This is a genomic window from Thermoflexus sp., assembly GCF_040289485.1.
GTDB lineage: Bacteria > Chloroflexota > Anaerolineae > Thermoflexales > Thermoflexaceae > Thermoflexus.
In genome coordinates, this window is record NZ_PSLG01000029.1 from 1 (window position 1) to 19,648 (window position 19,648).

Consider the following 19,648-nt stretch of genomic DNA (forward strand, 5'->3'; position numbering starts at 1 on the left):
CCTCCTCAACCCCGAAGCCCTCACCGCCCACGGCCTCACCCCCATCACCTCATGAATCGGTCGAGACAAGATGGGGCGCCGCCCGTAGGCCTCCCCTGAGTGGGATCGAAAAGCCCCCCGCCGGATGCGCCGGATCCCTGCGATGTAGCCCCCTTCTCAAGGCATCATCCCAGAAGACGGCGCCAGCCGGTCGGCCTGGGAACTCAACCGGACCGCCGGGCCTCGAGGGCCTCGCGGACCAGTTCGTTGACCCGCTGGGGGTCCGCCTGGCCGCGGGTGGCCCGCATCACCTGTCCCACGAACCACTTGAGCACCCCTTCCTTGCCCTTGAGATAACTCTCCACTTCTTTGGGATGGGCATCGAGGATCTGCTGGACGATCTCCCGCAGCGCCGCGACGTCCCGGATCTGGGTGAGCCCTTTGGCCGCCACGATGCGGCGCGGCGCTTCGCCGCTCTCGAAGGCCTCCCGCAGCACCCATTTGCCGGTGTTCAGGTTGATCTCGCCGCGCTGGACCATGCGGGCCAGGTCCACCAGGGCCTCCGGGGGCACGCGGATCTCGTGGATCTCCAAGTGGGCCTCGTTCATCAGACGGAAAAGCTCCCCGGTGATCCACCCGGCCAGCGTCCGCGGTTCGAGGGCAGGCTCCCCCTGGACCGCTAGGGCCACCGCCTGCTCGAAGTAATCCGCCACCCGGTGGTCCTCAGTGAGCAGGGCTGCCTCGTAGCGGGAGAGGGCGTAATCCCGGACGAAGCGTTCCAGGCGGGCCTGGGGGAGCTCCGGGAGCTGGGCCCGTAGGGCCTCCACCCACTCGCGGGCGATCACCAGGGGCGGGATGTCAGGCTCCGGGAAGTAGCGGTAGTCATGGGCATATTCCTTGCCCCGCTGGGGCACCGTCACGCCTCGGCTTTCATCCCAGCCCATGGTCTCCTGAACCACCGTCCCGCCGCTGCGCAAGATCTCGATCTGGCGCCGGATCTCATAATCCACCGCGCGGACCAGGGCACGGAAGCTGTTGAGGTTCTTGATCTCCGTGCGGGTGCCCAGCCGGGTCTCGCCCCTCGGGCGGACCGAGACGTTGGCCTCGAAGCGGATGACGCCCTTCTCCATATCTCCGGAGTTCACCCCCAGGTAGCGGAGCAGGGCCCGCAGGGCGGTGGCGAAAGCCTTCACCTCCTCCACCGAGTTCATATCGGGCTCGGTGACGATCTCCATCAGCGGGACCCCGGCGCGGTTGAAGTCCACCAGGGTGGCGCCCCCCACGTGGATGAGTTTGCCGGTGTCCTCCTCGATGTGGACGCGGCGGATGCGCACCCGCTTCGGGCCGGCAGGGGCTTCGATCTCCAACCAGCCGTTGAGACAGAGAGGGTAATCATACATCGAGCGCTGGTATTCCGCCGGCAGATCCGGGTAGAAGTAGTTCTTGCGATAGAAGAGGCTGTATTCGGCGATGGTGCAGTTGAGGGCCAGGCCGGTGAGGATGGTCCACTCGATGGCCCGCTGGTTGGGCACGGGGAGGGTGCCGGGCATGCCAGCGCAGACCGGGCAAACATAACGGTTCGGCTCGGCCACAGTGCTATCGACCACCGGGCACGGGCAGAACATCTTGGAGCGCGTTTGCAACTCGGCATGGATCTCCAGGCCGATGACCGGCTCGAACTCCACAAGCCACCTCCTTCCCGAAGGGTCGCCGCCCTTTCTATTTTAACGCCCGCCGGCGAGCGAGGGGCGCGCCTTCCCCGAATGGATGTAAGAAGGGAGGTTTTCCTTTAAAATGTTTTGACAGATATGGGGGAAGGGATAGCGGGATGGGCAGGGGTGGCGGACGATGGCTCCTCGCTCTTTGGATCAGTCTCCTGGCCGCATGTGCCCCTCCTCCTGGTTTTCAACTTCCGGATGATCCCCTGGCGCGGATCTTGGGCAGGCGGGTGGGGCGCATCATCCTCCTGGGGACAGACGGGAACTTATACTTGACCGATGTCAGTGGGATACGTCGGCAGGCCTTAACCGAGAATGCGGGGCCGATGGGGCAAGGCCATCGCCGCTACTGGCTCCCGATCTGGTCTCCGGATGGGGGGCATCTGGCCGTCTTTGAGCAGGTGAACGCCGAGATCCCAACCACCCGGGTGATCGCGCTGGCGCTTCCGCCGGGGGGCCCGCCGGTTCGCTGGGTGTAGGGGGAGTGGAAAGGGGAGGAGCCGGTGCTGCTGAGCTGGTTGGACGCCCGCTCCCTGCTCGTGCTCACCCGAGGAAGCGGTCGCTCCGGGAACTACATCTTGCGCGCCCTGGAGGCCGAGCCCCAGCGCGAGGTGGTTCTGGCTCGGGGGGACTCCCTTTTCTTCAGCTGGAACGCTGTCCGCCGGGTGCTGGCATGGCATCGGGAGGGACGTTATCTGGAGCTCCGGTTGTGGGATGAGGGGGCGGTGGAACGGCGCTCCGATCACACCGCAGCGTTTAACGCGCCGGCATGGTCGCCGGATGGCCAATGGCTGGCGTGGGCGGAACAGGAAGGGAACACGAGCGTGCTACGATTGGAGAACCTGGATCGCTCCGCCGCGCGCACCGTCCTCACATTTACCGGAGGGATTGCTTTTTCATGGTCCCCTACAGGCCGTTACTTGGCGCTGATCACCGATCCGACGACCACCGCTCCCCGCATCGGACCGCTGAGTCTCTACGATATCCCAGCAGATCGGCTGATGCGGCTGGGCGATCAACCCCACCTGGCTGTCTTATGGTCCCACGATGGCAGGAGGCTGTTGGCGTTTCGCCCCCTGGAGATCGAGCCGGCTTCGGGGCTGGTCCTGCTCCAGGCCCGCGTCTACGAGCCCTCGGGGGCGGCCCGCGAGCTGGGCACCTTCATCCCCACGCTCCCCTTCCTGAACCTCCTGTCTCGTTTTGACGCGTTCCAGGGATCGGCCCTTCTCTGGTCGCCGGATGACCGGTTCGTGCTGATTGCCGCGGTGGAGCCGGGGGGGAAAGCTGGGATCTATGCGCTGCACGTTTCCGGTTGGCTGGAGCCTCGACGGTTGGGGGATGGGGTTTTGGCCTTCTATTCCCCTCGGTGAGCCTCCCCTCTGGGGAAGGGTTAAGAGGTGGCGGAGGGGGACGCCATCGGGACCGGCGTGGAGGATGGAAGAGGGATCGGCTCGCCGGACCGCGCGGCCTCTATGATGGCGATTACCTCGTTCCCAGAGAGATCATGGCGTTCCAGCAAGGCCTGGGCGACCGCCTCCACCTCAGTCGCGTGCTGCCGCAGCAACCGTTCCACTTTTTCCTCGCAATCGGCCCAGAACCGATCGATGAGGTCTTGGTAGCGTTCCGGCTCCTCCGGCTTCATGGGGTGGAGCCCGAAATAGCCCAGGTCCAAAAGGAGCTGGATCCGTTGCCGAACCTGCCGGAAATCGGCGCTGGCGCCGGTCCAGTGTTCCCCCATGAAGATCTTTGTGGCCACGTGGCCCGCCAAGGAGACCATGATCTCTGCCACCAGGCGCCGAAGGGGAACTGTATAAAGCTCCTGCTTGGGAACGCTGTGGACGTAGCCCAGGGCCCCGGGCATGTTGGTGCGGCGGATCAGCGAGGCGCGGATGATCCGCTCGTCCGGGAGCAGGTAATATTGGGCCACCGCGTGACCGGCCTCATGATAGGCCACCTGGCGGCGCTGGAGAGGATCCATCTCCGCAATCGGGTTCTCCAGCCCCATGGCCTGTTCCTGAAGGGCCAATTCGATGTCCCGTTGGGTGATGTAATCTCGACCGTTGAACAAGGCGATGCGCACAGCGTCCTTGGTTATGGCGGCCATGATCTTGGCCGGGGTGGCCCATGCTGTGTCTGCCACCAGGGAGTCGATGTCGATGTTCGGATCGTGTTTCACTTTCGAAAGATATCCTTTGATGATCTCCCGCCTCCCCGCTCGATCGGGGAGGTCGACATAAATGATGCGGTCAAAGCGACCAGGGCGGACCAGGGCCGGATCCAAGGCGTCGGGCCGGTTGGTCGCACCCATGAACAGCACGTGCCAGGAGCGAGGCGGGGGGCGCTTTCCGAGGAGGCGGTAGATCCGCCCTTTGATCCGTTCCCATCGCGTCAACTGAGTGATGCCATCCATCTCGTAGAGAAGCCGTGTCAAGGCCCCGGTGCCACCCCAACCCAGCCAGCCGAGAGGACCGGTTCGCTCGCCCCCCATGACCCCGCCCCGGCTGGCCCCGATCGCGTCGATCTCGTCGATATAAGCGATGCACGCCCCATACTCCCGGGCCAACTTGCGGGCCTTGCCGACGAACCATATCATCTTGAGGACGTCCACACCCCAGAACATCGAACGGAAGCTTGATCCCTCAATGGAAATAAAGGGGATCCCCGCCTCGCCGGCGATGGCCTTGGCCAGCATCGTCTTTCCTGTGCCCGGAGGGCCTGCGAGCAAGATGCCGTTGATGAACTGCCCTCCCATCTTCACGAACTGTTCCCGATTCGACAGCAGGTCGATCCACTGTCGGACCAGGCGCACCAGGTTTTCCTGCCCCCAGTAATCTGCCAAAGTGACCTGCTTGGGGTCGCCTGGTTTGATCACCTCCACGCGGCTGCGGGACATAAACCAGAAGATTGCCACGAACTGGATGAGGACAAAGAGGATGGCGAAGAGGAGCTGGAAAGCGAAGCGCAGGAGCAGAAGCACTGCATTAAGCACCACAGGCTCCACATAGGCCCAGTACCCCAATCCCCCCAGGCCCACCATCCAGATCCCTCGACGCCACCACCCATGCCAGCCTCGCGTTAGGATCCGCCGAAGCCGCGGCCGAAGGGGTCGTCGGATCTCCCCCATCTCCCTCCCCCGTTGGGAGGCCCTCGGAAGGCCCCGAGTCCCTTTTATTTTAACATTTGACGGGCCAGGGGAGGTAAAGCCCCGACTTCCCGGTGGGGTTTACCCGCGGATCGAGAAGGCCTCGCGGTGTATGCGGACGCTCTGGACCAGGCCGATGCCTAGGCAGAAGGAGAGGAGAGCGCTGCCGCCGTAACTGATGAAGGGCAGCGGGAGGCCGGCCACCGGCATCAGGCCGAGGTTCATGCCGATGTTGGCCAGGGCCTGGAAGGCGATCCACGTTCCCACCCCGACCGCGATCAGGCGGCCGTAGGTGTCCTCCGCCCCCCAGGCGGCCTGGAAGATCCGCCAGAGCACCCACAGATAGAGGGCGAGCACCCCCACGGCGCCGACCAGCCCGAACTCCCCGGCCAGGACGGCGAAGATGAAGTCCGTGTGGCGGACTCGAAGGAAGCCCCAGATGTTCTGCGGGCTCTGCCCCCATCCGGTTCCCCATAGGCCGCCGCTGCCGATGGTGATCAGGGCCTGGGTGAGGTTATAGGCGGTGTTGGGATCCGGCTGAAGCCCCAGGAAGTGAAGCAGGCGCCCGCGCATGTAAGGCAACATCACGGTCCAGGCCCCCGCTGCCATGGGGAGGCCCAGCAGCCCGATGGCCAGCAGGTGGCGGGGGCGGAGGCCCCAGGCGAACAGCATCCCCAGCCCGATGGCCAGCACCACCACGGCGGTGCTGAGGTTGGGCTGCAGGAAGATCAGGGCCGCCGGGAGGAGCATGTAGGCGAAGGCCCCGAGGGCTGTCCGGAAGGCGTCCAGGCGCTCCTCCCGATCCGCCAGGAAGCGCCCGAGGCTGAGGATGAGCAGGGGCTTGGCCAGTTCCGCCGGCTGGATGTTGAAGGAGGCGATCTCCAGCCAGCGGCGGACAGGTGCGATCTGGCTGCGGCCGGCGATCAGCGCCAACAGCAACAGGGCCAAGACCAAAACGTAAAGGCCCTGGTGGAAGGACCCCCACGTGCGGTAGTTGACCGAGGCGATCAGGAAGATCAGCAACAGCCCCGCCAGGCCGTAGAGGGCCTGGCGCCGGGGTGCATCGGCCAGGTCCGGGGCGCGCAACACGGCGCTGGCGATGGTGACCACCCCGATAACCATCAGCGCCGTCACCCCCAGAAGCAGACCGCTGTCGAAACGGCGCCACGCCCCCAGGCGCTCCAGCAACGACCCGGTCATGGCCGGCTATGTCGGTTCCCCAACGGGATGTCTGCCACCAGACGGCATTCCCGCGCGTCCTGGGTCACGGTGACCCGGACCTCCTCGGCGATGATGGGGACGTGCCGGGAGAGGACAGCGATGATCTCGTCCTTGATGATATCCAGCAGCCCCGGCGGGAGATCGCTGCGATCGTGGACCAGGATCACCTGAAGGCGTTGCTTGGCCGTCTCCCGGGCGGAGGGTTGACCCCGCAAGCGCTCCAGCCAGTTCATCGGCCACCTCCGCTGCGCACCAGCCGACGCAACCATCCCAGCACCCCCTGCCCGTCCTCGGAGAGGGCGAAGGGGACGTTCTCCCCCATCAGGCGGCGGGCGATGGCCCGGAAAGCCTGTCCGGCCGGCGATCGCTCCTCCAGCACCACGGGGACCCCCCGGTTGGTGGACACGATCACCTGCTCGTCCTCCGGGATGACCCCCAGGAGCTCGATGGCCAGGATCTCCAGCACGTCTGCCGTGTCCAGCATGTCCCCCCGGCGGACCATGTCGGGCTTCAGGCGGTTGACGATGAGTTTGGGGGCGGGCTTGCCCATGGCCTCCACCAGCCCGATCACCCGGTCGGCGTCCCGCACGGCGGCCACCTCCGGGTTAGTGACCAGGAGCACCTGGTCGGCAGGGGCCAGGGCGGTGCGGAACCCCTCCTCGATGCCAGCCGCCGAGTCGATCAGGATATAATCGAAGTCCGGCCGCAGTTCCTCGCAGATGCGGACCATGTCCTCCGGCCGCACAGCGGATTTGTCCCGGCTCTGGGCGGCAGGCATCAGGTAGAGCTCAGGAACCCGTTTGTCGCGGATGAGGGCCTGACGGGTGCGGCAGCGTCCTTCCACCACGTGCACGATGTCATAGACGATGCGGTTCTCCAGGCCCAGGACCACATCGAGGTTTCTCAAACCGATGTCGGCGTCGATGCACACCACCCTCTTCCCAGCCAGGGCCAGGGCCATCCCCACGTTGGCGGTGACAGTGGTTTTCCCAACCCCCCCTTTGCCGGAGGTCACCGTGATCACTTGCGCGCCCATCTCAGACCTCCTTTCTCTCCATCCCCACCGGCTGGGCGTTTATCGGAACAGCCGGCTCAGCCAACGCTCCCACCAGAGAAGGGGGCGCCACGGCTCAACAACGATGCGACCGTCCTGGACGAAGGCCTGCTCCGGGGTCAGGCGACGGTGCTCCTCTGGGGATCGCGCGATATACCGCCCGATCCGCAGTTGGACCGGCCGGAGCTCCAGGGCATAGACGGCAGCCCCCTCATCCCCCTCGCAGCCGGCGTGGGCGGTCCCCAGCAGACGCCCCCAGATGACGATGTCTCCGCTCGCCGCCACCTCCGCGCCCGGGTGGACGTCCCCGATCACACACAGGTGACCCTCGACCTGCAGATAATGGCCTGCCCGCAACGTCCGGCGGATCAGCCACGCGGACTCCAGGGGGAGCTCACGGGCCTCCGGGGCTCGCTCCGACAGGGGGGGCTGCAGCGGCAATCCCATACGCCGGACCACGGCCTGAGTCACCGGATGCTCGGTGAGCACCCCCGCCAGGGCCAGCCCGAACCGGTTCAAAAGGGCCACGAGGGCCAGCAGGTCGGCCTCCTCCAGGATGCGGTCACCCAACGCGAGGACCGCCCGGCCGCCAACGAAGAAAGCCGGGTTGGCCGCCAGACGGCTTTCAAGGGCTTTCAGGGCCTCCGGCCACGGCGCCGGGCCGAAGGTGAACCACAAGGCATCCCCCATCCCTTTAATAGCAACCGGCTCTCTTAGCATGCGGAACTCCTATCCTGAGCCCCATCGTTCAGCGAGATCCGCATCCATGTTCGGTTATAGGGTATGAAAATGCAAATAAGTCCTGAAATCCCGCCGTGGGGCTGCCGGAGGTTCTCATGGCCCTCCAGTGCCCACCTTGAAGACGGCGGGCCACGGCTGATAACGGGTGAACACCATATCTTCCCAGAGAACCGTCCCGCCGCGCTCCACCCGTCGGCGCACCCGCACATCGGCCCCGTCCACCGCCCATTCCACCTGGACCACTTTCCCCTTCGGCAGGGTGGGGTCTTCCTCGTAGATGTCCGGGCCGTGGGGGACCACGTTGGTGACGAAGGGGCCCTCGATGATCACCTTCCGCCCGTCGTCAGGGCCGTAGAGGGTGAACGTCAGCGTGCCCGCCTGGGGGTCCACATGGGCCGTGATCAGGACAGGGCCTTCGCGGTCGTTGCGGAACTTGAAATCCGCTGTGGGCGTGAAGATGGCCGCGTCCAGGCCCGGCCCAAAGGTCCGCTCATACCAGCCCACCCGGTAGGCGTGGGGCCAGCGCTCCACGATGGGGAACCCTCCGAAGAAGGCCGCTCGGAACAGCGTGGTAGAAACCTGACAGATCCCCCCACCCACCCCCCGGATGGTCCGCCCGTTGTAGATGATAGGAGCCTCCTCGAAGCCGGCGTCCAGGCTGACGTCCCCCAGGTGGGCGTTGAACGAGAAGACCTCCCCCGGTGGGATCAGGATGCCGTGCATGCGGGCGGCCCCCAGGGTGATGTTGCGCACACGCGCCGGCGAGGAGCCTTTGAAGATGGTGGTGGCCTGGGCGATCCGCCCGGTGATCCCCAGCGCTTCCGCCGTGACTGTCTCCGGATATCGAGGGGGCAGGAGTTCGATGGCCACCGGGACCTCCCGGTTGGGCGTGGAGAGGCTCTCCCGGATGCGGACCAGGGTGTCGGTGAGGACCATCCGGTAGCCGAAACGGGCGGGGGTGATGGGGATGAGCCGTCCCTCGGCTTCGTCGAAGACGAACCGGGCATCTACGGGATCGGCCCGCAGGGCCTCTGCGAGGGGAGCGAGCCACGCCCGCAGCCGGTTCTCGTCGATCTGAGCCTCCAGGTGGGGGCGGGGGGCCTCGACCCGAACCAGAGTGACCATCTCGGCCAGGTCCTGGGGCGAAAGGATCCAGGGCCCTTTCACCGACGGAGAGACCGGGAGGGTCCCGGTGGGCAACACCAGGCGGATAGGGGCCTGCAGCCACTGGGTCAGTTGGGTGCGGGCGGGCTCCACATCCTCGAGGGCCGGCGGGAGGATCTTAATGGGCAGGTCGAGGACGGCCGGCTGCAGGGTCGCCAGAGCCGTCAAGAGTCGCTCGCGGGCTGCCGCCCGATCCAAGCGACGCCCGGTCTCCGCGGGGATGGGGAGCACCTGGCTGCCCCGGAGGGAAAGCCTAGCGTCCCGCGGGGGGCGGTCGATGGCCGCCGCCCACGCGGCGATCTGCGCCTCCAGCCGGTCTTTGTCGATGATGATCCGCGACGGGACCGAGCGGCCGGACCACCAGACCTGTATCCGCTCGGGCCAGTCGGCGAGCCCACCACCCCGGCCGATGGCCATCGCGTCTTGGAGGGTGCCGGCCTCGTCGATATGGGCCCCCAAGTCGGCCATGGAGACCTCCTGGCGGAACCCGGGTCCCTGCACGATCCAGAGCGACTGTTGGGGGTCTGGGAGGGTCGCGGCCCAGCGGGCCCGGGCCTCCGTCTCGGTGAGCCCGCCGACGGCCACCTCCCCGATGTAGACCCCCGGCCAGATCCGATCGGCGTAGCGCCATTCTAGGGCGGCTGCCAGCAAGAGGACCAGCCCGAGGGCCAGCAGAAGGCCGGCCGGGAGCTCCAGCCACCGGAGGGTATGGCGGGACCGTGGGAAGGCTGTTGGGCTCGCCATCAGGGCCTCCCCAGTCGCCGGGCGGCCCACGTCAGGGCGACGATGCTTTTGGCATCCCGCAGACGTCCCGTCTCGATGGCCACCCAGATCTCAGGCCAATCCATCGGGACCACCACCAGGTTTTCATCAAACTCCGGGCGCGGCGCGCCCGGGGTGAGGCCCTGCGCGATGAAGAGGGCGATCTCCTCCGTGCTGTAGCCCGGTGTTGGCCAGATGATCCCCAGGGGTTCCCATCGGGCGGCCTGGTAGCCGGTTTCCTCGGCCAGTTCCCGCTGGGCGCAGCGCAGCGGATCTTCCCCAGGCTCCAGGGTGCCGGCGGGGATCTCCAAGGAGATCCGGCCGACCGCGTAGCGGAACTGGCGGACCAGGGCCACGCGCCCGTCCGGCAGGATGGGGACGATGGCCACGGCGCCGGGATGCTCGACAACCTCCCGCAAGGCCGTCCTTCCGGAGGGAAGGCGCACGGTGTCCACCCGGAGGTGAAGGATCCGGCCTGCATACACCCGGCGGCTCTCCAGTGGGGTCTCCGCCATCGGCGGATGGGCGGCGGCCCCCTCTCCGGCCGCGCAGAGCCTCCGCGTTCGCATGCTCAGGCGTTCACGGGCTGGGGATGATCAGGCGCTGCCCGGGGAAGATGGCGTTGGGGTTGGTGATGCCGTTCCGGGCCGCGATCACCGTCCAGCTCATGTTGAACTTCAGCCCGATGCGGAACAGGTTGTCTCCGGGCTGCACAATGTAGATCCGCTCGCCGCCGGTGAGGGCTCCGCCGGTCGCGGAGCCGGTCGGGATCACCAGGCGCTGCCCCGGCACGATGAAGTCAGGGTTGACCAGCTGGTTAGCCCGGACGATGGCCTCCACCGTGGTGCCATAGCGCATGGCGATGCGGAAGAGGGTCTCGCCCGGCTGGACCACATGGGTCACCGTCTTCGCCGACGGCGCAGGGGTGGGCTGCGGGGCGACCGGCACGGGCGTGGGCGACGGCAACGGGGAAAGGGGCGGGGTCGGGGTTGGTGCCCCCTGGGGCATCGCCGGAGTGGGCAGCACCAGCAGCGGGGTCTCGGTAGGCATCGGGGGAACGCTTTCGGCGGGCGGCGTGGCCGTGGGCCCGATGATCAGGGGCCCAGGCGGCGTGGCGGTCACCGGCCCGGAACGGGAGCGGACCGGCCGGCAGGCGGCGGAGGCTGCCAGCAGGAACAGGCTCAGGACAGCCAGCGCACGGGTTCCACGGTTGCCGATCATAGGGGCCTCCTGGTGAGATCAACAGCCTGGGCGACGGTTCCGGACGCCCGCAGGTAACGCAAGGCTAACACAACCGAGAGGGAAAGGCAAGGGCCATGCCTTTGGCTATAATGGGCGGCTGGGCGGGCATGCCGCCAACCTGCGCGGAGGGAAGGCCGATGATCGCGGGGGTCGAGATCAAGGAACTGGTCACCTACGTGGACGACCGGGGGTTCTTTCGGGAGATCATCCGGGTGACGGACTCCTTCTTCGCTGAGGGGTTCGCCCAATGGAGCCATTCTCTGATGTATCCCGGGGTGATCAAGGCCTGGCACATCCACTGGAAGCAAACCGACTGGTGGTATGTGGCGACGGGGACGTTGAAGGTGGCCCTCCACGACCTGCGGACCGACTCGCCGACCTACCGGCAAACGATGGTGCTTTACCTGGGCGACCACGCCCCGCCGCGCGTCCTGAAGATCCCGCCCGGTGTGGCCCACGGCTGCAAGGTGATCAGCCCGACGCCTGTCCATCTGTTCTACATCACCTCCCGCACCTACGATCCGGCCGACGAGGGCCGCATCCCCCACGACGACCCCACCATCGGCTACGACTGGCTCGCCCCGCCGCCCATCACGTGAGGGATCCCATCTTTCCAGCGCCCGCGATGGGAGGCCGGGCGGGCGCAGGGATGCCCGCCCGGCTCCTTTCCATTGGCTCAATCGGCCTCCGCCGCGCTTCCATCGCCGCCCACCACCGCCGGGTGGGCCTCCGGCAGCGGCTCCCAGCGGGCGGCCAGGCGCTCGGCCACCTCGGGGAGCGTGGTGTATTCCATCTCTTCCATCGGCAGCCGGTGCGGCTCGAAGGGGCCGTGGCGGCGGAAGTGGTCGGCGATCACGTTGCACAGCCGCCGGGCTTCGTCGAAGGCCGGGTCGTCGAACATATCCCGCGGCCCCACCAACCGGCCGTCGGCCAGTTGGAACCCCAGGGCCACCACCCGCGGCGGGCCGTCGAAGCGGGTGCACTTGGCATATTGCAGCGGCACCGGCATCAGCGGGCCGTAGTGAGAGCCCCGCATCCAGCCCTCCACGATGTGGGGCATGGTGAAGGGCTCCAGGATCTCCCCCACGGCGGGAAAGATCCCCTGGGCCCGCACGATGCACACCGGGTCGTCCTTGCCCACGTAGTGCCCGGCGATGAGCGAGAGGCGCTCGGTGGAGGAGACAGCGGCGATCTCCCCCTTCTTGGTGTAGACGGCCTTGATCATATAGCGGCCCGGCGCCCCGATGAAGACCAAAAGGTCATACATCTCCTCCGGGCAGTTGAAGAAGATCCGCTTGTGGCCCTTCACATCGTGGACCTCGAACCGGAAGCCCTCGTGCATGGCCGGGGAGATCACCAGGCCGGCCGTGTTGAAGGGATCGGCGAACATACGGAACAGCGGGAGGTTCCACGCCCCGGCCGAGGTCTTGTCGGCCATGAAGACGATGATCGGCTCCGAGGGGCGCTCCACGAAGGACATCTCCGCCACGCCAGGGCCCATCCCCCGCACGTTGCCCGAGAAGGCGTCGGCGATGAGGTCCTGGCCGGCCCCGTAGAGCTTCATCTCCTTGGCCTTCACTGTGCAGCGCTCGAAGGTCTCCCAGGCCAGGCCGTGCACAACGGGGCTGTCGACGCCGTGGCGGTGGGTCATGATCAACTGGAGGTCGTCCCCGCACCATGTCACATAGTAATCGACGATCACGCCCCGGCGCTGGGCCTCCTCTAGATGCTGGCGGGCCAGGGCCACCAGGTCGGTGTGGATCCCGGAGTGGCCCACCATGCCCCCAATGTCCGCCTTGATCACGCTGACTGTGATCTCCTGGCTCATCGCGCACCCCCTTCGGATGGTGATCCGATGGCCTTCAGCAGGCCCCGGCGCCCCTGGGGTCGGGGCCCGCTCGATCGCGCCTCCTCAGATGACCGGGCCTTCCTCCGCCAGCCAGACATCCGCTATCGGCCCATGAACCGGCTGACCACCGTGGCCGAGATGGGCACCGCCAGGCGATCCCCCACCCGGGGGCGCTCCGGGCCGCCACCGGCCCCTACCAGGATCCCAATGGGCGTCCCCTCGGCCTGGTAGGCCCGCTCGATCCAGGCCATGCCGGTGAGGAAGCCCTCGGTATCCAGGGCACAACTGGTGACGTAGCCGATCACGCGGCCGCGGCGGTCCACCACCGGATCGCCGAGTTTGGGCAGTCGGACGCCCTTCTCGGAGATGCGGAAGCGGACCACCTCCATCGTCCGCCAGGCCTCACGGGCCATGTAGGCTTTCCGGCCGACGAAGAAGGGCTTATACAGTTTGACGAAGGAGGCGAACCCGGCGTCGCCCGGCGTGAGGTCGAAGGGGCCTGCCAGCTCGTGGCCGTAGAGGGGCAGCCCTGCCTCGGTCCGGGTGCTGTCGCGGGCGCCCAGGCCGCACGGCTTGAGGCCGAAGGGTTTGCCGGCGTCCAGCAGGAGCTCGAAGAGGGCGGGCGCCCGATCGGGGTGGACGAAGAGTTCGTAGCCGATGCGCTCCCCGGTGTAGCCGGTGCGCGAGATGATCAGGTCGAAGCCCTGGAGCGTCAGACGGGCGACCTGCCCCCGCTGGAGGGCCGCCAGCCGGGCCTGCCCCTCACCGTCGGCCAGGCGCTGGAGGATCTTCAGGGCCTGGGGTCCTTGCAGGGCCAGATCCACCCGGCAATCCTCCCCCCAGCGCCGGTCCCGCAGGTCCCGCAGGACCACTTCGTCCTCCAGTTGGGCCCACGGCCGCTCCCCGTCGATGCGGACCTCGCCGCGGGCGACGGCGTTCAGCCATGCCCAGTCCTTGTCGTTGTTGGCCGCGTTGACCACCAGCATGTAGCGGTTAGGGTCCAGGGCGTAGATGATGAGGTCATCGAGCACATGGCCCTCGGGATCCAGAAGATAGGTGTATTGGGATTCCCCGACCTTCAGGGCCATCAGATCGTTGGTGGTCACCCGGTCCAGGAAGGCGCGGGCGCCGGGGCCGCTCACCTCTAGGACCCCCATGTGGGAGACGTCGAAGAGGCCAGCGGCAGTGCGGACGGCCCGGTGCTCTTCGCTCACCCCGGTATACCAGACCGGCATCTCCCAGCCGGCGAAGGGGATCATCTTCGCCCCCAGTTCCCGGTGGAGTTCGTAGAGGGGGGTCCGTTTGAGGGGGGCGCCCTCCGGCTCCTGCCAGGCGAAGGCCGGCAGCGGCGCCAAGCGCTCCCGGTGATGGCCGTCGGCCGCCCGCCAGCCGATGAAAAACGGCTTGCGGATGGCCACCGCCTGCTCGTCCCCCAGGTCCGTCGGGAAGCGGGCCCGACGGCGGGCCTCCACCGCCCGCGGGTCCTCCGCCGGGATCTCCCGGATGCGCAGAGGGCCGGGGAGCTTGGCCCAGATGTCCGCGTCGAAGCGCACGTAGCCGTCCGAGAGGTCCCGCAGCCAGGCGGCCACCCGGCCGGCCCGCTCCTCGGGCACCACCAGCCGGAAGGTCTCGGGGCCGTCCCGCAGGAGATAGCCCGGGCTCATCACCTGTCCATCGGCCTCCAGCAGGAAGGTCGGGGCGCCTTCCCCGATCTTCAGGCCCACAGCCCGCTGGGTCAGGGCTGCGTCCAGGAACTCGGCCACCCGATCGCCTTGGATCTCCAGGACAGCCTTTCCTTCGGCGGCCGGGAGGCGGTCGGTGATAAACCAGTAGTGGGGGTAGCCGCTCTTCGGGAGCGTCACGTCCGCGCCGGCCCGGGCCGCCAGTTCGGCCACCCGCAACTTGGCCTCCTCCAGGACGTCGAACTCCACCTTGGTGCGGTAGACCAGGTCGCGCCCTACATAATAGCGGTGGGGTTTGCAGGCCCACAGCACGTCGGCGATGATGTCGGCCAGGGCCTCCGCTTCCGGCTCCCGGAAGCCGCGCTGCGTGATCCAGGGGGTGCCCAGGCGGATGCCGCTGGCAGCCCCGGCCCCGGTGTCGCCGGGGATGGTGTTGCGGTTGACCACGATGCCGGCCAGGTCCAGCACCCGGGCGGCGGGGTCGCCCATCAGGGGCGTGCCGTCGGGCCCCCGCACGGACTTGCAGTCGATCAGCAGCAGATGGGTGTTGGTCCCCCCGTAGGGGATGCGTAGGCCCCGCTCGGCCAGGCGGCGGGCCATCGCCTGGGCGTTGCGCACGATCTGGTGTTGCAGTTCCCGGAAGGCGTCGGTACGGGCGAGTTTGAAGGCCACGGCCAGGGCGGCGAAGACGTTCACATGGGGGCCGCCCTGTTCCCCGGGGAACACCGCCCGGTCGATCTTGCGGGCCAGTTCGGGGTCGGTGGTGAGGATGCAGGCCCCTCGGGGCCCCATGATGGTCTTGTGGGTGGTGAAGGTGATCACGTGGGCGTAGCCCAGGGGGTTCGGATACGCCCCCGCGATCACCATCCCGGCCGTGTGGGCGATGTCGGCCAGGAGATAGGCACCGACCTCGTCGGCGATCTCCCGGAAGCGTTTCCAGTCCGGCGCCCACGGATACGAAGTATAGCCAGCGATGATCATCTTGGGCCGGTGCTGCCGGGCCAGGTCCCGGATCTGATCGTAATCCAGGCGCTCGGTCTGGGGGTCCACGGTATACCAGACGATGCGGTAATGTTTGCCCGAGCGGTTGACCGGGGAGCCGTGGGTCAGATGACCCCCGTGGACGAGGGACATGCCCATCACGGTGTCACCGGGCCGAAGGAGGGCTTCATAGACCGCGTTGTTGGCGGGGGCCCCCGAGAGGGGCTGGACGTTGACGAAGATACGCTCCGGCGGGATCTCCGGTGTGGCGAAGGCTTCGGCGCAGCGCCGCCGGGCCAGGGCCTCCACGATGTCGGCGTATTCCACGCCCTTGTAATACCGCTGGTCGCCGTAGCGGCGATAGAACCCCAGTTGATCCTCGTAATCGAGCAGCTCGGCCTCGGTCTGGGTTCGTGTGCGCTCATGCGGATAGCCTTCCGCGTAGATGTTCTGGAAAACCGAGCCCAGCGCTTCGCGGACAGCCGCCGGGGCGTAGGATTCCGAGGGGATCAGGATGAGTTTGCGGATCTGTCGTTCGTGTTCGTAACGGATGAGGGCGGCCACGTCCGGATCCACTTCGGCCAGCGAACCCCGGAACAGGAAATCCTGCATAGGTGGCTCCTCTCGGTGGGGGGATCTCCCTCCAAAGAGAAGGGCTTCTGCCTCTAATCATACGGGCGGGGGAGGGGCGCGTCAAGGTCCCCGCCGGTGCCGGCCGGGGATTTTCCGGAGGGGCGTTTGGGGGGCGGCGGGGCGACGGTCAGGGCTTGCGGCGACCCCGGAAGCCGCGACGCAGGTCCGCCGGCCAACGCTCTCCTGGACTTTGGGGGTGGGCGTGGACCATCCGGCGCACGGCCGCCCGGATCTCCGCCGGATCGTAGGCGCGCAAGGAGGCGGCGAGGGCCTCCAGAAGCCGTTGCGCCTCCGGGGAGAGGGCATGGCCGGTCTCCTGATCCAGTTCGGCGAGCGCCAGCAACAGGGCCCGTTCGTCCTCGGAGAGATCGCCCAGGCGTTCCAGCAGGCGGCGGATCTCCTCCGCCGAAGGGGGCGTTTGGGATGAGGACATGGTCCCTCCCGGATCGGAAAGATCTTTCTCAATCTTACACCGAATCAACGTCCCGGCCGGATGCGCGTGCCTCGTGGGCGGTGGGTGTCTCGCTTGCGCGGCTTTCGTCGGTTGAATAAAATAGAAGCCAAGATCCCCGCTCCAGGAGGAGAGGATGGTTCCTCAACCGAAACGGTGGATCGCGGTGAACCTCTTGCTGGGTCTCGCCCTGCTGCTGGCGGCGTGCGCCCAGCCGGCCACGCCCCCCCCATCGCCCACGCCGACGACGGCGCCGGCCCTGCCCACCCCCACCGCCGCTCCAAAGGTGATCATCTTCGGGATGCTTCTGGTGGGCCCCTACAACGACCGGGGGTGGAGCCAGGCCCACTATGAGGCGGGCAAATATGTCGAACAGAAGCTTCCAGGAGCCAAGATGCTTTACATCGACAAGGTGAACCCGGCGGACCGGCCGGGCACCACCGCCTCGCAACTGGCGGAGGAGTTGGTGGCGAAGGGCGCCAAGGTGATCATCTTCAACTCCGACGACCACAAAGACGAGGCCATCAAGTTCGCCAAAGCCCATCCGGACATCGTCGTCATCCACGCCTCGGGAGATGATGCCTGGAAGGAAGGGAAGAACTACAAGGGCATCCCCAACCTGGCCAACGTGATGGGCAAGATGGAATACGGCAAGATGATCGCGGGTTGTGCCGCCGCCCTGACCACCCAGACCGGGAAGATCGGCTACCTGGGCCCCCTGATCAACGATGAGACCCGGCGGCTGGCCGCCTCGGCCTACCTGGGCGCCAAATACTGTTGGGAGAAGTATCGGGGCAAGCCGGCGGCCGACCTCAAGTTCAAGGTCACCTGGATCGGCTTCTGGTTCCACATCCCCGGCGTCACCGCCGATCCCACCCAGGTCTCCCAGGACTTCATCAACGCCGGCTACGATGTGATCATCTCGGGCATCGATACGACGGAGGCGCTGCGGGAGGCGGCCAAGGCCACCCAGGCTGGCAAGAAGGTCTGGGCCATCCCCTACGATTACATCGGCGCCTGTGAGGAGGCCCCCGACGTCTGCCTGGGCGTGCCCTACTTCAACTGGGGCCCCTCCTACCTGAAGCACATCAAGGCCGTCTTGGAGGGCACATGGAAGCCCTCCTGGGATTGGGTGGGGCCCGACTGGAAGGAAATCAACAACCCCGACACCAGCCACGTGGGGTTCGTGAAGGGCAAGGCCCTCAGCCCGGAGGCCGCCGCCCGGGTGGATGAGTTCATCAAGGGCTTGGGGGACGGCGCGATCCAGCTCTGGAAGGGGCCCATCCGGCTCCAGGACGTGACGCTCTACGTCGAGGAGGGCAAGGTGGCCACCGACCAGCAGATCTGGTATCTGCCCCAGCTCCTCGAGGGCATGGAGGGCCAGAGCGTCCCCACGAAGTAACTGGGCCCCGCCGTGGCGCGTCCTCGGTCCCTCGTTCTAAATAAAATAGAAGGGGCGGCCGGAGCCGCCCCTTCTCTCCATATCTGGTGGGCGGATCCTTCGGCGAACAGGCAACGTTTCAATGAAAATCGAACTCCGCCATATCTATAAATCCTTCGGCCCGGTCCGGGCCCTCCAGGACGTCAGCCTGACGGTGGAGGCGGGATCGATCCACGGTCTCCTGGGGGAGAACGGGGCCGGCAAGACCACTTTGATGAAGATCCTCTCCGGGTATCTGCGGCCGGACCGGGGGGAGATCTTCCTCGACGGGCGGCGGGTTCGGCTGGCGTCCCCGGCGGAAGGCCTGCAGCATGGCATCGGGATGCTGCACCAGGACCCGATGGATTTCCCGGGCCTCTCGGTGCTGGACAACTTCATGCTGGGGCACGAGGGGGGCTTGTGGCTCGACCGGCGGGGGGCGCGCCGCGCCCTGCGTGAACTGGCTGAGCAGTTCGGCTTCGAACTGGATCCCGAGGCCCGGGTGGACAGCCTGACGGTGGGAGAGCGCCAGCAACTAGAACTGTTGCGTCTGCTGTGGCGAGGGGTGCGGGTGTTGATCCTGGACGAACCGACCACGGGGATCAGCGCCCCTCAGAAAGTTCGGCTGTTCGCCGCCCTCCGCCGTCTGGCGGAGGAGGGGAAGGCGGTGATCTTCGTCACCCACAAACTGGAGGAGGTGGAGGAGCTCTGCCATCGGGTGACGGTGCTCCGCCAGGGCCGGCTGGCCGGGGAGGTCGCACCCCCCTATGCCCCCCAGCGGCTGGTCGAATTGATGTTCGGCCGTCCCATCCCTGCCCCTGCGCGCGAGCGGATCTCCCCGGGCGACCCGGTCATACAACTGGAAGGCCTGGAGGTGGGGGACCATCGGCTCCGCATGGGCCCAGTGACCCTCACCGTGCGGGCCGGCGAGGTGATCGGGCTGGCGGGCATGGAGGGGAGCGGACAGCAACTCTTTATGCGGGCCTGCGCGGGCCTGGTGCGCCCGTGGGCGGGCGCCATCCGGGTGGGGGGACGGGATCTGACAGGGAAGCCCTACTGGGCCTTCCTGGAGGCCGGGGTGCTGTTCGTGCCGGCGAACCGGCTGGAGGAGGGCCTGATCCCCGGCCTCACCCTTACTGAGCACTTCCAGTTGATCTACCCCAACGGCCGGTTCTTGATCGACTGGGAGCGGGCCCGGGCGGCCGCCCAACAGCGGATCCGGGAGTTCAGCATCCGGGGGCGGCCGGAGACCCCGGTGGAGGCCCTCTCCGGGGGGAACCAGCAGCGGACGTTGCTGGCCCTCATTCGGACCCCGGTTCGCCTGCTGCTGCTGGAACACCCGACCCGCGGCCTGGACGTGGAATCCAGCCTCTGGGTCTGGGGGCGCCTGAAGGAGCGGGCCCGGGCGGGGGCGGCCCTGATGGTGATCTCCTCGGATCTCCAGGAGCTCCTCCAGTATTGCGATCGGATCATGGTGTTCTTCAGCGGGCGTGTCTCCGAGCCGCTGCCGGTGGAAGCGCTGACCTTGGATCGGCTGGGCCATCTGATCGCCGGCCGGGGCTGGTGAGCCGGCGGGGATTCGATTTCTGAGGAGCGCGGGCGAGTTGCG

Annotated in this window: 17 protein-coding genes and 1 pseudogene; 5 read left to right on the top strand and 13 right to left on the bottom strand. The window is 67.2% G+C overall.

Annotated elements, in window-relative coordinates:
• Nucleotides 1-203: 203 nt before the first annotated feature.
• Nucleotides 204-1,664, bottom strand: coding sequence for an Asp-tRNA(Asn)/Glu-tRNA(Gln) amidotransferase subunit GatB (gene gatB / locus C4313_RS06590; RefSeq protein WP_352429073.1), 1,461 nt, complete (start codon nucleotides 1,662-1,664; stop codon nucleotides 204-206).
• A gap of 359 nt (nucleotides 1,665-2,023) precedes the next feature.
• Between gatB and C4313_RS06595 the strand changes: the two genes are divergently transcribed.
• Nucleotides 2,024-2,176 carry a hypothetical protein gene (locus C4313_RS06595; RefSeq protein WP_352429074.1) on the top strand — a complete coding sequence of 51 codons (153 nt, stop codon included), beginning with the start codon at nucleotides 2,024-2,026 and terminating at the stop codon, nucleotides 2,174-2,176.
• 24 nt (nucleotides 2,177-2,200) lie between these two features.
• Entirely contained in the window at nucleotides 2,201-3,067 is an 867-nt protein-coding gene (locus tag C4313_RS06600) for a TolB family protein (RefSeq protein ID WP_352429075.1), read from the top strand.
• Nucleotides 3,068-3,087: 20 nt separating this feature from the next.
• Here C4313_RS06600 and C4313_RS06605 read toward each other — a convergent pair whose 3' ends face one another.
• The 8 genes from C4313_RS06605 to C4313_RS06640 all read right to left on the bottom strand — a co-directional run bounded on the left by C4313_RS06605 (nucleotide 3,088) and on the right by C4313_RS06640 (nucleotide 11,002).
• Nucleotides 3,088-4,734: an AAA family ATPase gene (locus C4313_RS06605; RefSeq protein ID WP_352429076.1), complete on the bottom strand. Its 1,647-nt coding sequence runs from the start codon at nucleotides 4,732-4,734 to the stop codon at nucleotides 3,088-3,090.
• Nucleotides 4,735-4,920: 186 nt separating this feature from the next.
• Entirely contained in the window at nucleotides 4,921-6,039 is a 1,119-nt protein-coding gene (locus tag C4313_RS06610) for an FtsW/RodA/SpoVE family cell cycle protein (protein WP_352429077.1), read from the bottom strand.
• Nucleotides 6,036-6,293, bottom strand: a complete 258-nt coding sequence (gene minE, locus C4313_RS06615; protein WP_352429078.1) for a cell division topological specificity factor MinE — start codon at nucleotides 6,291-6,293, stop codon at nucleotides 6,036-6,038. The genes C4313_RS06610 and minE overlap by 4 nt, the downstream gene beginning before the upstream one ends.
• The gene (minD, locus tag C4313_RS06620; RefSeq protein ID WP_352429079.1) at nucleotides 6,290-7,096 is read right to left on the bottom strand and encodes a septum site-determining protein MinD; all 807 of its coding nucleotides are present in this window, start codon (nucleotides 7,094-7,096) and stop codon (nucleotides 6,290-6,292) included. Before minD ends, minE begins: the two co-directional genes overlap by 4 nt.
• Nucleotides 7,097-7,135: 39 nt before the next feature.
• Nucleotides 7,136-7,834, bottom strand: coding sequence for a septum site-determining protein MinC (locus C4313_RS06625; RefSeq protein ID WP_352429080.1), 699 nt, complete (start codon nucleotides 7,832-7,834; stop codon nucleotides 7,136-7,138).
• 114 nt (nucleotides 7,835-7,948) lie between these two features.
• Nucleotides 7,949-9,763 (bottom strand): VanW family protein, encoded by a 1,815-nt coding sequence (locus C4313_RS06630; RefSeq protein WP_352429081.1) that lies wholly within the window; start codon nucleotides 9,761-9,763, stop codon nucleotides 7,949-7,951.
• Complete coding sequence (locus C4313_RS06635; protein ID WP_352429082.1) at nucleotides 9,763-10,350, bottom strand: NUDIX domain-containing protein; 588 nt, start codon at nucleotides 10,348-10,350, stop codon at nucleotides 9,763-9,765. Before C4313_RS06635 ends, C4313_RS06630 begins: the two co-directional genes overlap by 1 nt.
• A gap of 10 nt (nucleotides 10,351-10,360) precedes the next feature.
• Complete coding sequence (locus C4313_RS06640; RefSeq protein ID WP_352429083.1) at nucleotides 10,361-11,002, bottom strand: LysM peptidoglycan-binding domain-containing protein; 642 nt, start codon at nucleotides 11,000-11,002, stop codon at nucleotides 10,361-10,363.
• A gap of 158 nt (nucleotides 11,003-11,160) precedes the next feature.
• On the opposite strand from C4313_RS06640, the gene C4313_RS06645 reads away from it, so the two are divergent.
• The gene (locus tag C4313_RS06645; RefSeq protein WP_352429084.1) at nucleotides 11,161-11,622 is read left to right on the top strand and encodes a dTDP-4-dehydrorhamnose 3,5-epimerase family protein; all 462 of its coding nucleotides are present in this window, start codon (nucleotides 11,161-11,163) and stop codon (nucleotides 11,620-11,622) included.
• 77 nt (nucleotides 11,623-11,699) lie between these two features.
• Here the strand turns inward: C4313_RS06645 and fbp are convergent, their stop codons facing one another.
• The 4 genes and pseudogenes from fbp to C4313_RS06660 form a co-directional block, all read right to left on the bottom strand.
• Nucleotides 11,700-12,851: a fructose-1,6-bisphosphate aldolase/phosphatase gene (gene fbp, locus C4313_RS06650; RefSeq protein WP_352429085.1), complete on the bottom strand. Its 1,152-nt coding sequence runs from the start codon at nucleotides 12,849-12,851 to the stop codon at nucleotides 11,700-11,702.
• A gap of 122 nt (nucleotides 12,852-12,973) precedes the next feature.
• Nucleotides 12,974-14,536: a glycine cleavage system aminomethyltransferase GcvT gene (gene gcvT, locus C4313_RS11680; protein ID WP_503012454.1), complete on the bottom strand. Its 1,563-nt coding sequence runs from the start codon at nucleotides 14,534-14,536 to the stop codon at nucleotides 12,974-12,976.
• Nucleotides 14,537-14,746: 210 nt separating this feature from the next.
• Nucleotides 14,747-16,147: pseudogene (gene glyA, locus C4313_RS11685) on the bottom strand (serine hydroxymethyltransferase); the annotation flags it as partial.
• A 148-nt stretch (nucleotides 16,148-16,295) separates the two neighbouring features.
• Nucleotides 16,296-16,601, bottom strand: a complete 306-nt coding sequence (locus C4313_RS06660) for an HrpJ domain-containing protein (RefSeq protein WP_352429087.1) — start codon at nucleotides 16,599-16,601, stop codon at nucleotides 16,296-16,298.
• A gap of 154 nt (nucleotides 16,602-16,755) precedes the next feature.
• Between C4313_RS06660 and C4313_RS06665 the strand changes: the two genes are divergently transcribed.
• Entirely contained in the window at nucleotides 16,756-18,021 is a 1,266-nt protein-coding gene (locus tag C4313_RS06665; protein ID WP_352429088.1) for a BMP family lipoprotein, read from the top strand.
• Between the two features lie 121 nt (nucleotides 18,022-18,142).
• Nucleotides 18,143-19,606, top strand: a complete 1,464-nt coding sequence (locus C4313_RS06670) for an ABC transporter ATP-binding protein (protein ID WP_352429089.1) — start codon at nucleotides 18,143-18,145, stop codon at nucleotides 19,604-19,606.
• Nucleotides 19,607-19,648 lie beyond the last annotated feature (42 nt).

Excerpts from the sequence above, each read along its gene's own strand:
- C4313_RS06625 (WP_352429080.1), bottom strand. The coding sequence starts at position 7,834 with ATGCTAAGAGAGCCGGTTGCTATTAAAGGGATGGGGGATGCCTTGTGG.
- C4313_RS06640 (WP_352429083.1), bottom strand. The coding sequence starts at position 11,002 with ATGATCGGCAACCGTGGAACCCGTGCGCTGGCTGTCCTGAGCCTGTTC.
- C4313_RS06610 (WP_352429077.1), bottom strand. The coding sequence starts at position 6,039 with ATGACCGGGTCGTTGCTGGAGCGCCTGGGGGCGTGGCGCCGTTTCGAC.
- minD (WP_352429079.1), bottom strand. The coding sequence starts at position 7,096 with ATGGGCGCGCAAGTGATCACGGTGACCTCCGGCAAAGGGGGGGTTGGG.
- C4313_RS06630 (WP_352429081.1), bottom strand. The coding sequence starts at position 9,763 with ATGGCGAGCCCAACAGCCTTCCCACGGTCCCGCCATACCCTCCGGTGG.
- C4313_RS06635 (WP_352429082.1), bottom strand. The coding sequence starts at position 10,350 with ATGCGAACGCGGAGGCTCTGCGCGGCCGGAGAGGGGGCCGCCGCCCAT.
- C4313_RS06645 (WP_352429084.1), top strand. The coding sequence starts at position 11,161 with ATGATCGCGGGGGTCGAGATCAAGGAACTGGTCACCTACGTGGACGAC.
- fbp (WP_352429085.1), bottom strand. The coding sequence starts at position 12,851 with ATGAGCCAGGAGATCACAGTCAGCGTGATCAAGGCGGACATTGGGGGC.
- C4313_RS06665 (WP_352429088.1), top strand. The coding sequence starts at position 16,756 with ATGGTTCCTCAACCGAAACGGTGGATCGCGGTGAACCTCTTGCTGGGT.
- minE (WP_352429078.1), bottom strand. The coding sequence starts at position 6,293 with ATGAACTGGCTGGAGCGCTTGCGGGGTCAACCCTCCGCCCGGGAGACG.
- C4313_RS06605 (WP_352429076.1), bottom strand. The coding sequence starts at position 4,734 with ATGGTGGGCCTGGGGGGATTGGGGTACTGGGCCTATGTGGAGCCTGTG.
- C4313_RS06595 (WP_352429074.1), top strand. The coding sequence starts at position 2,024 with ATGGGGCAAGGCCATCGCCGCTACTGGCTCCCGATCTGGTCTCCGGAT.
- C4313_RS06660 (WP_352429087.1), bottom strand. The coding sequence starts at position 16,601 with ATGTCCTCATCCCAAACGCCCCCTTCGGCGGAGGAGATCCGCCGCCTG.
- gcvT (WP_503012454.1), bottom strand. The coding sequence starts at position 14,536 with ATGAGCCCGGGCTATCTCCTGCGGGACGGCCCCGAGACCTTCCGGCTG.
- C4313_RS06670 (WP_352429089.1), top strand. The coding sequence starts at position 18,143 with ATGAAAATCGAACTCCGCCATATCTATAAATCCTTCGGCCCGGTCCGG.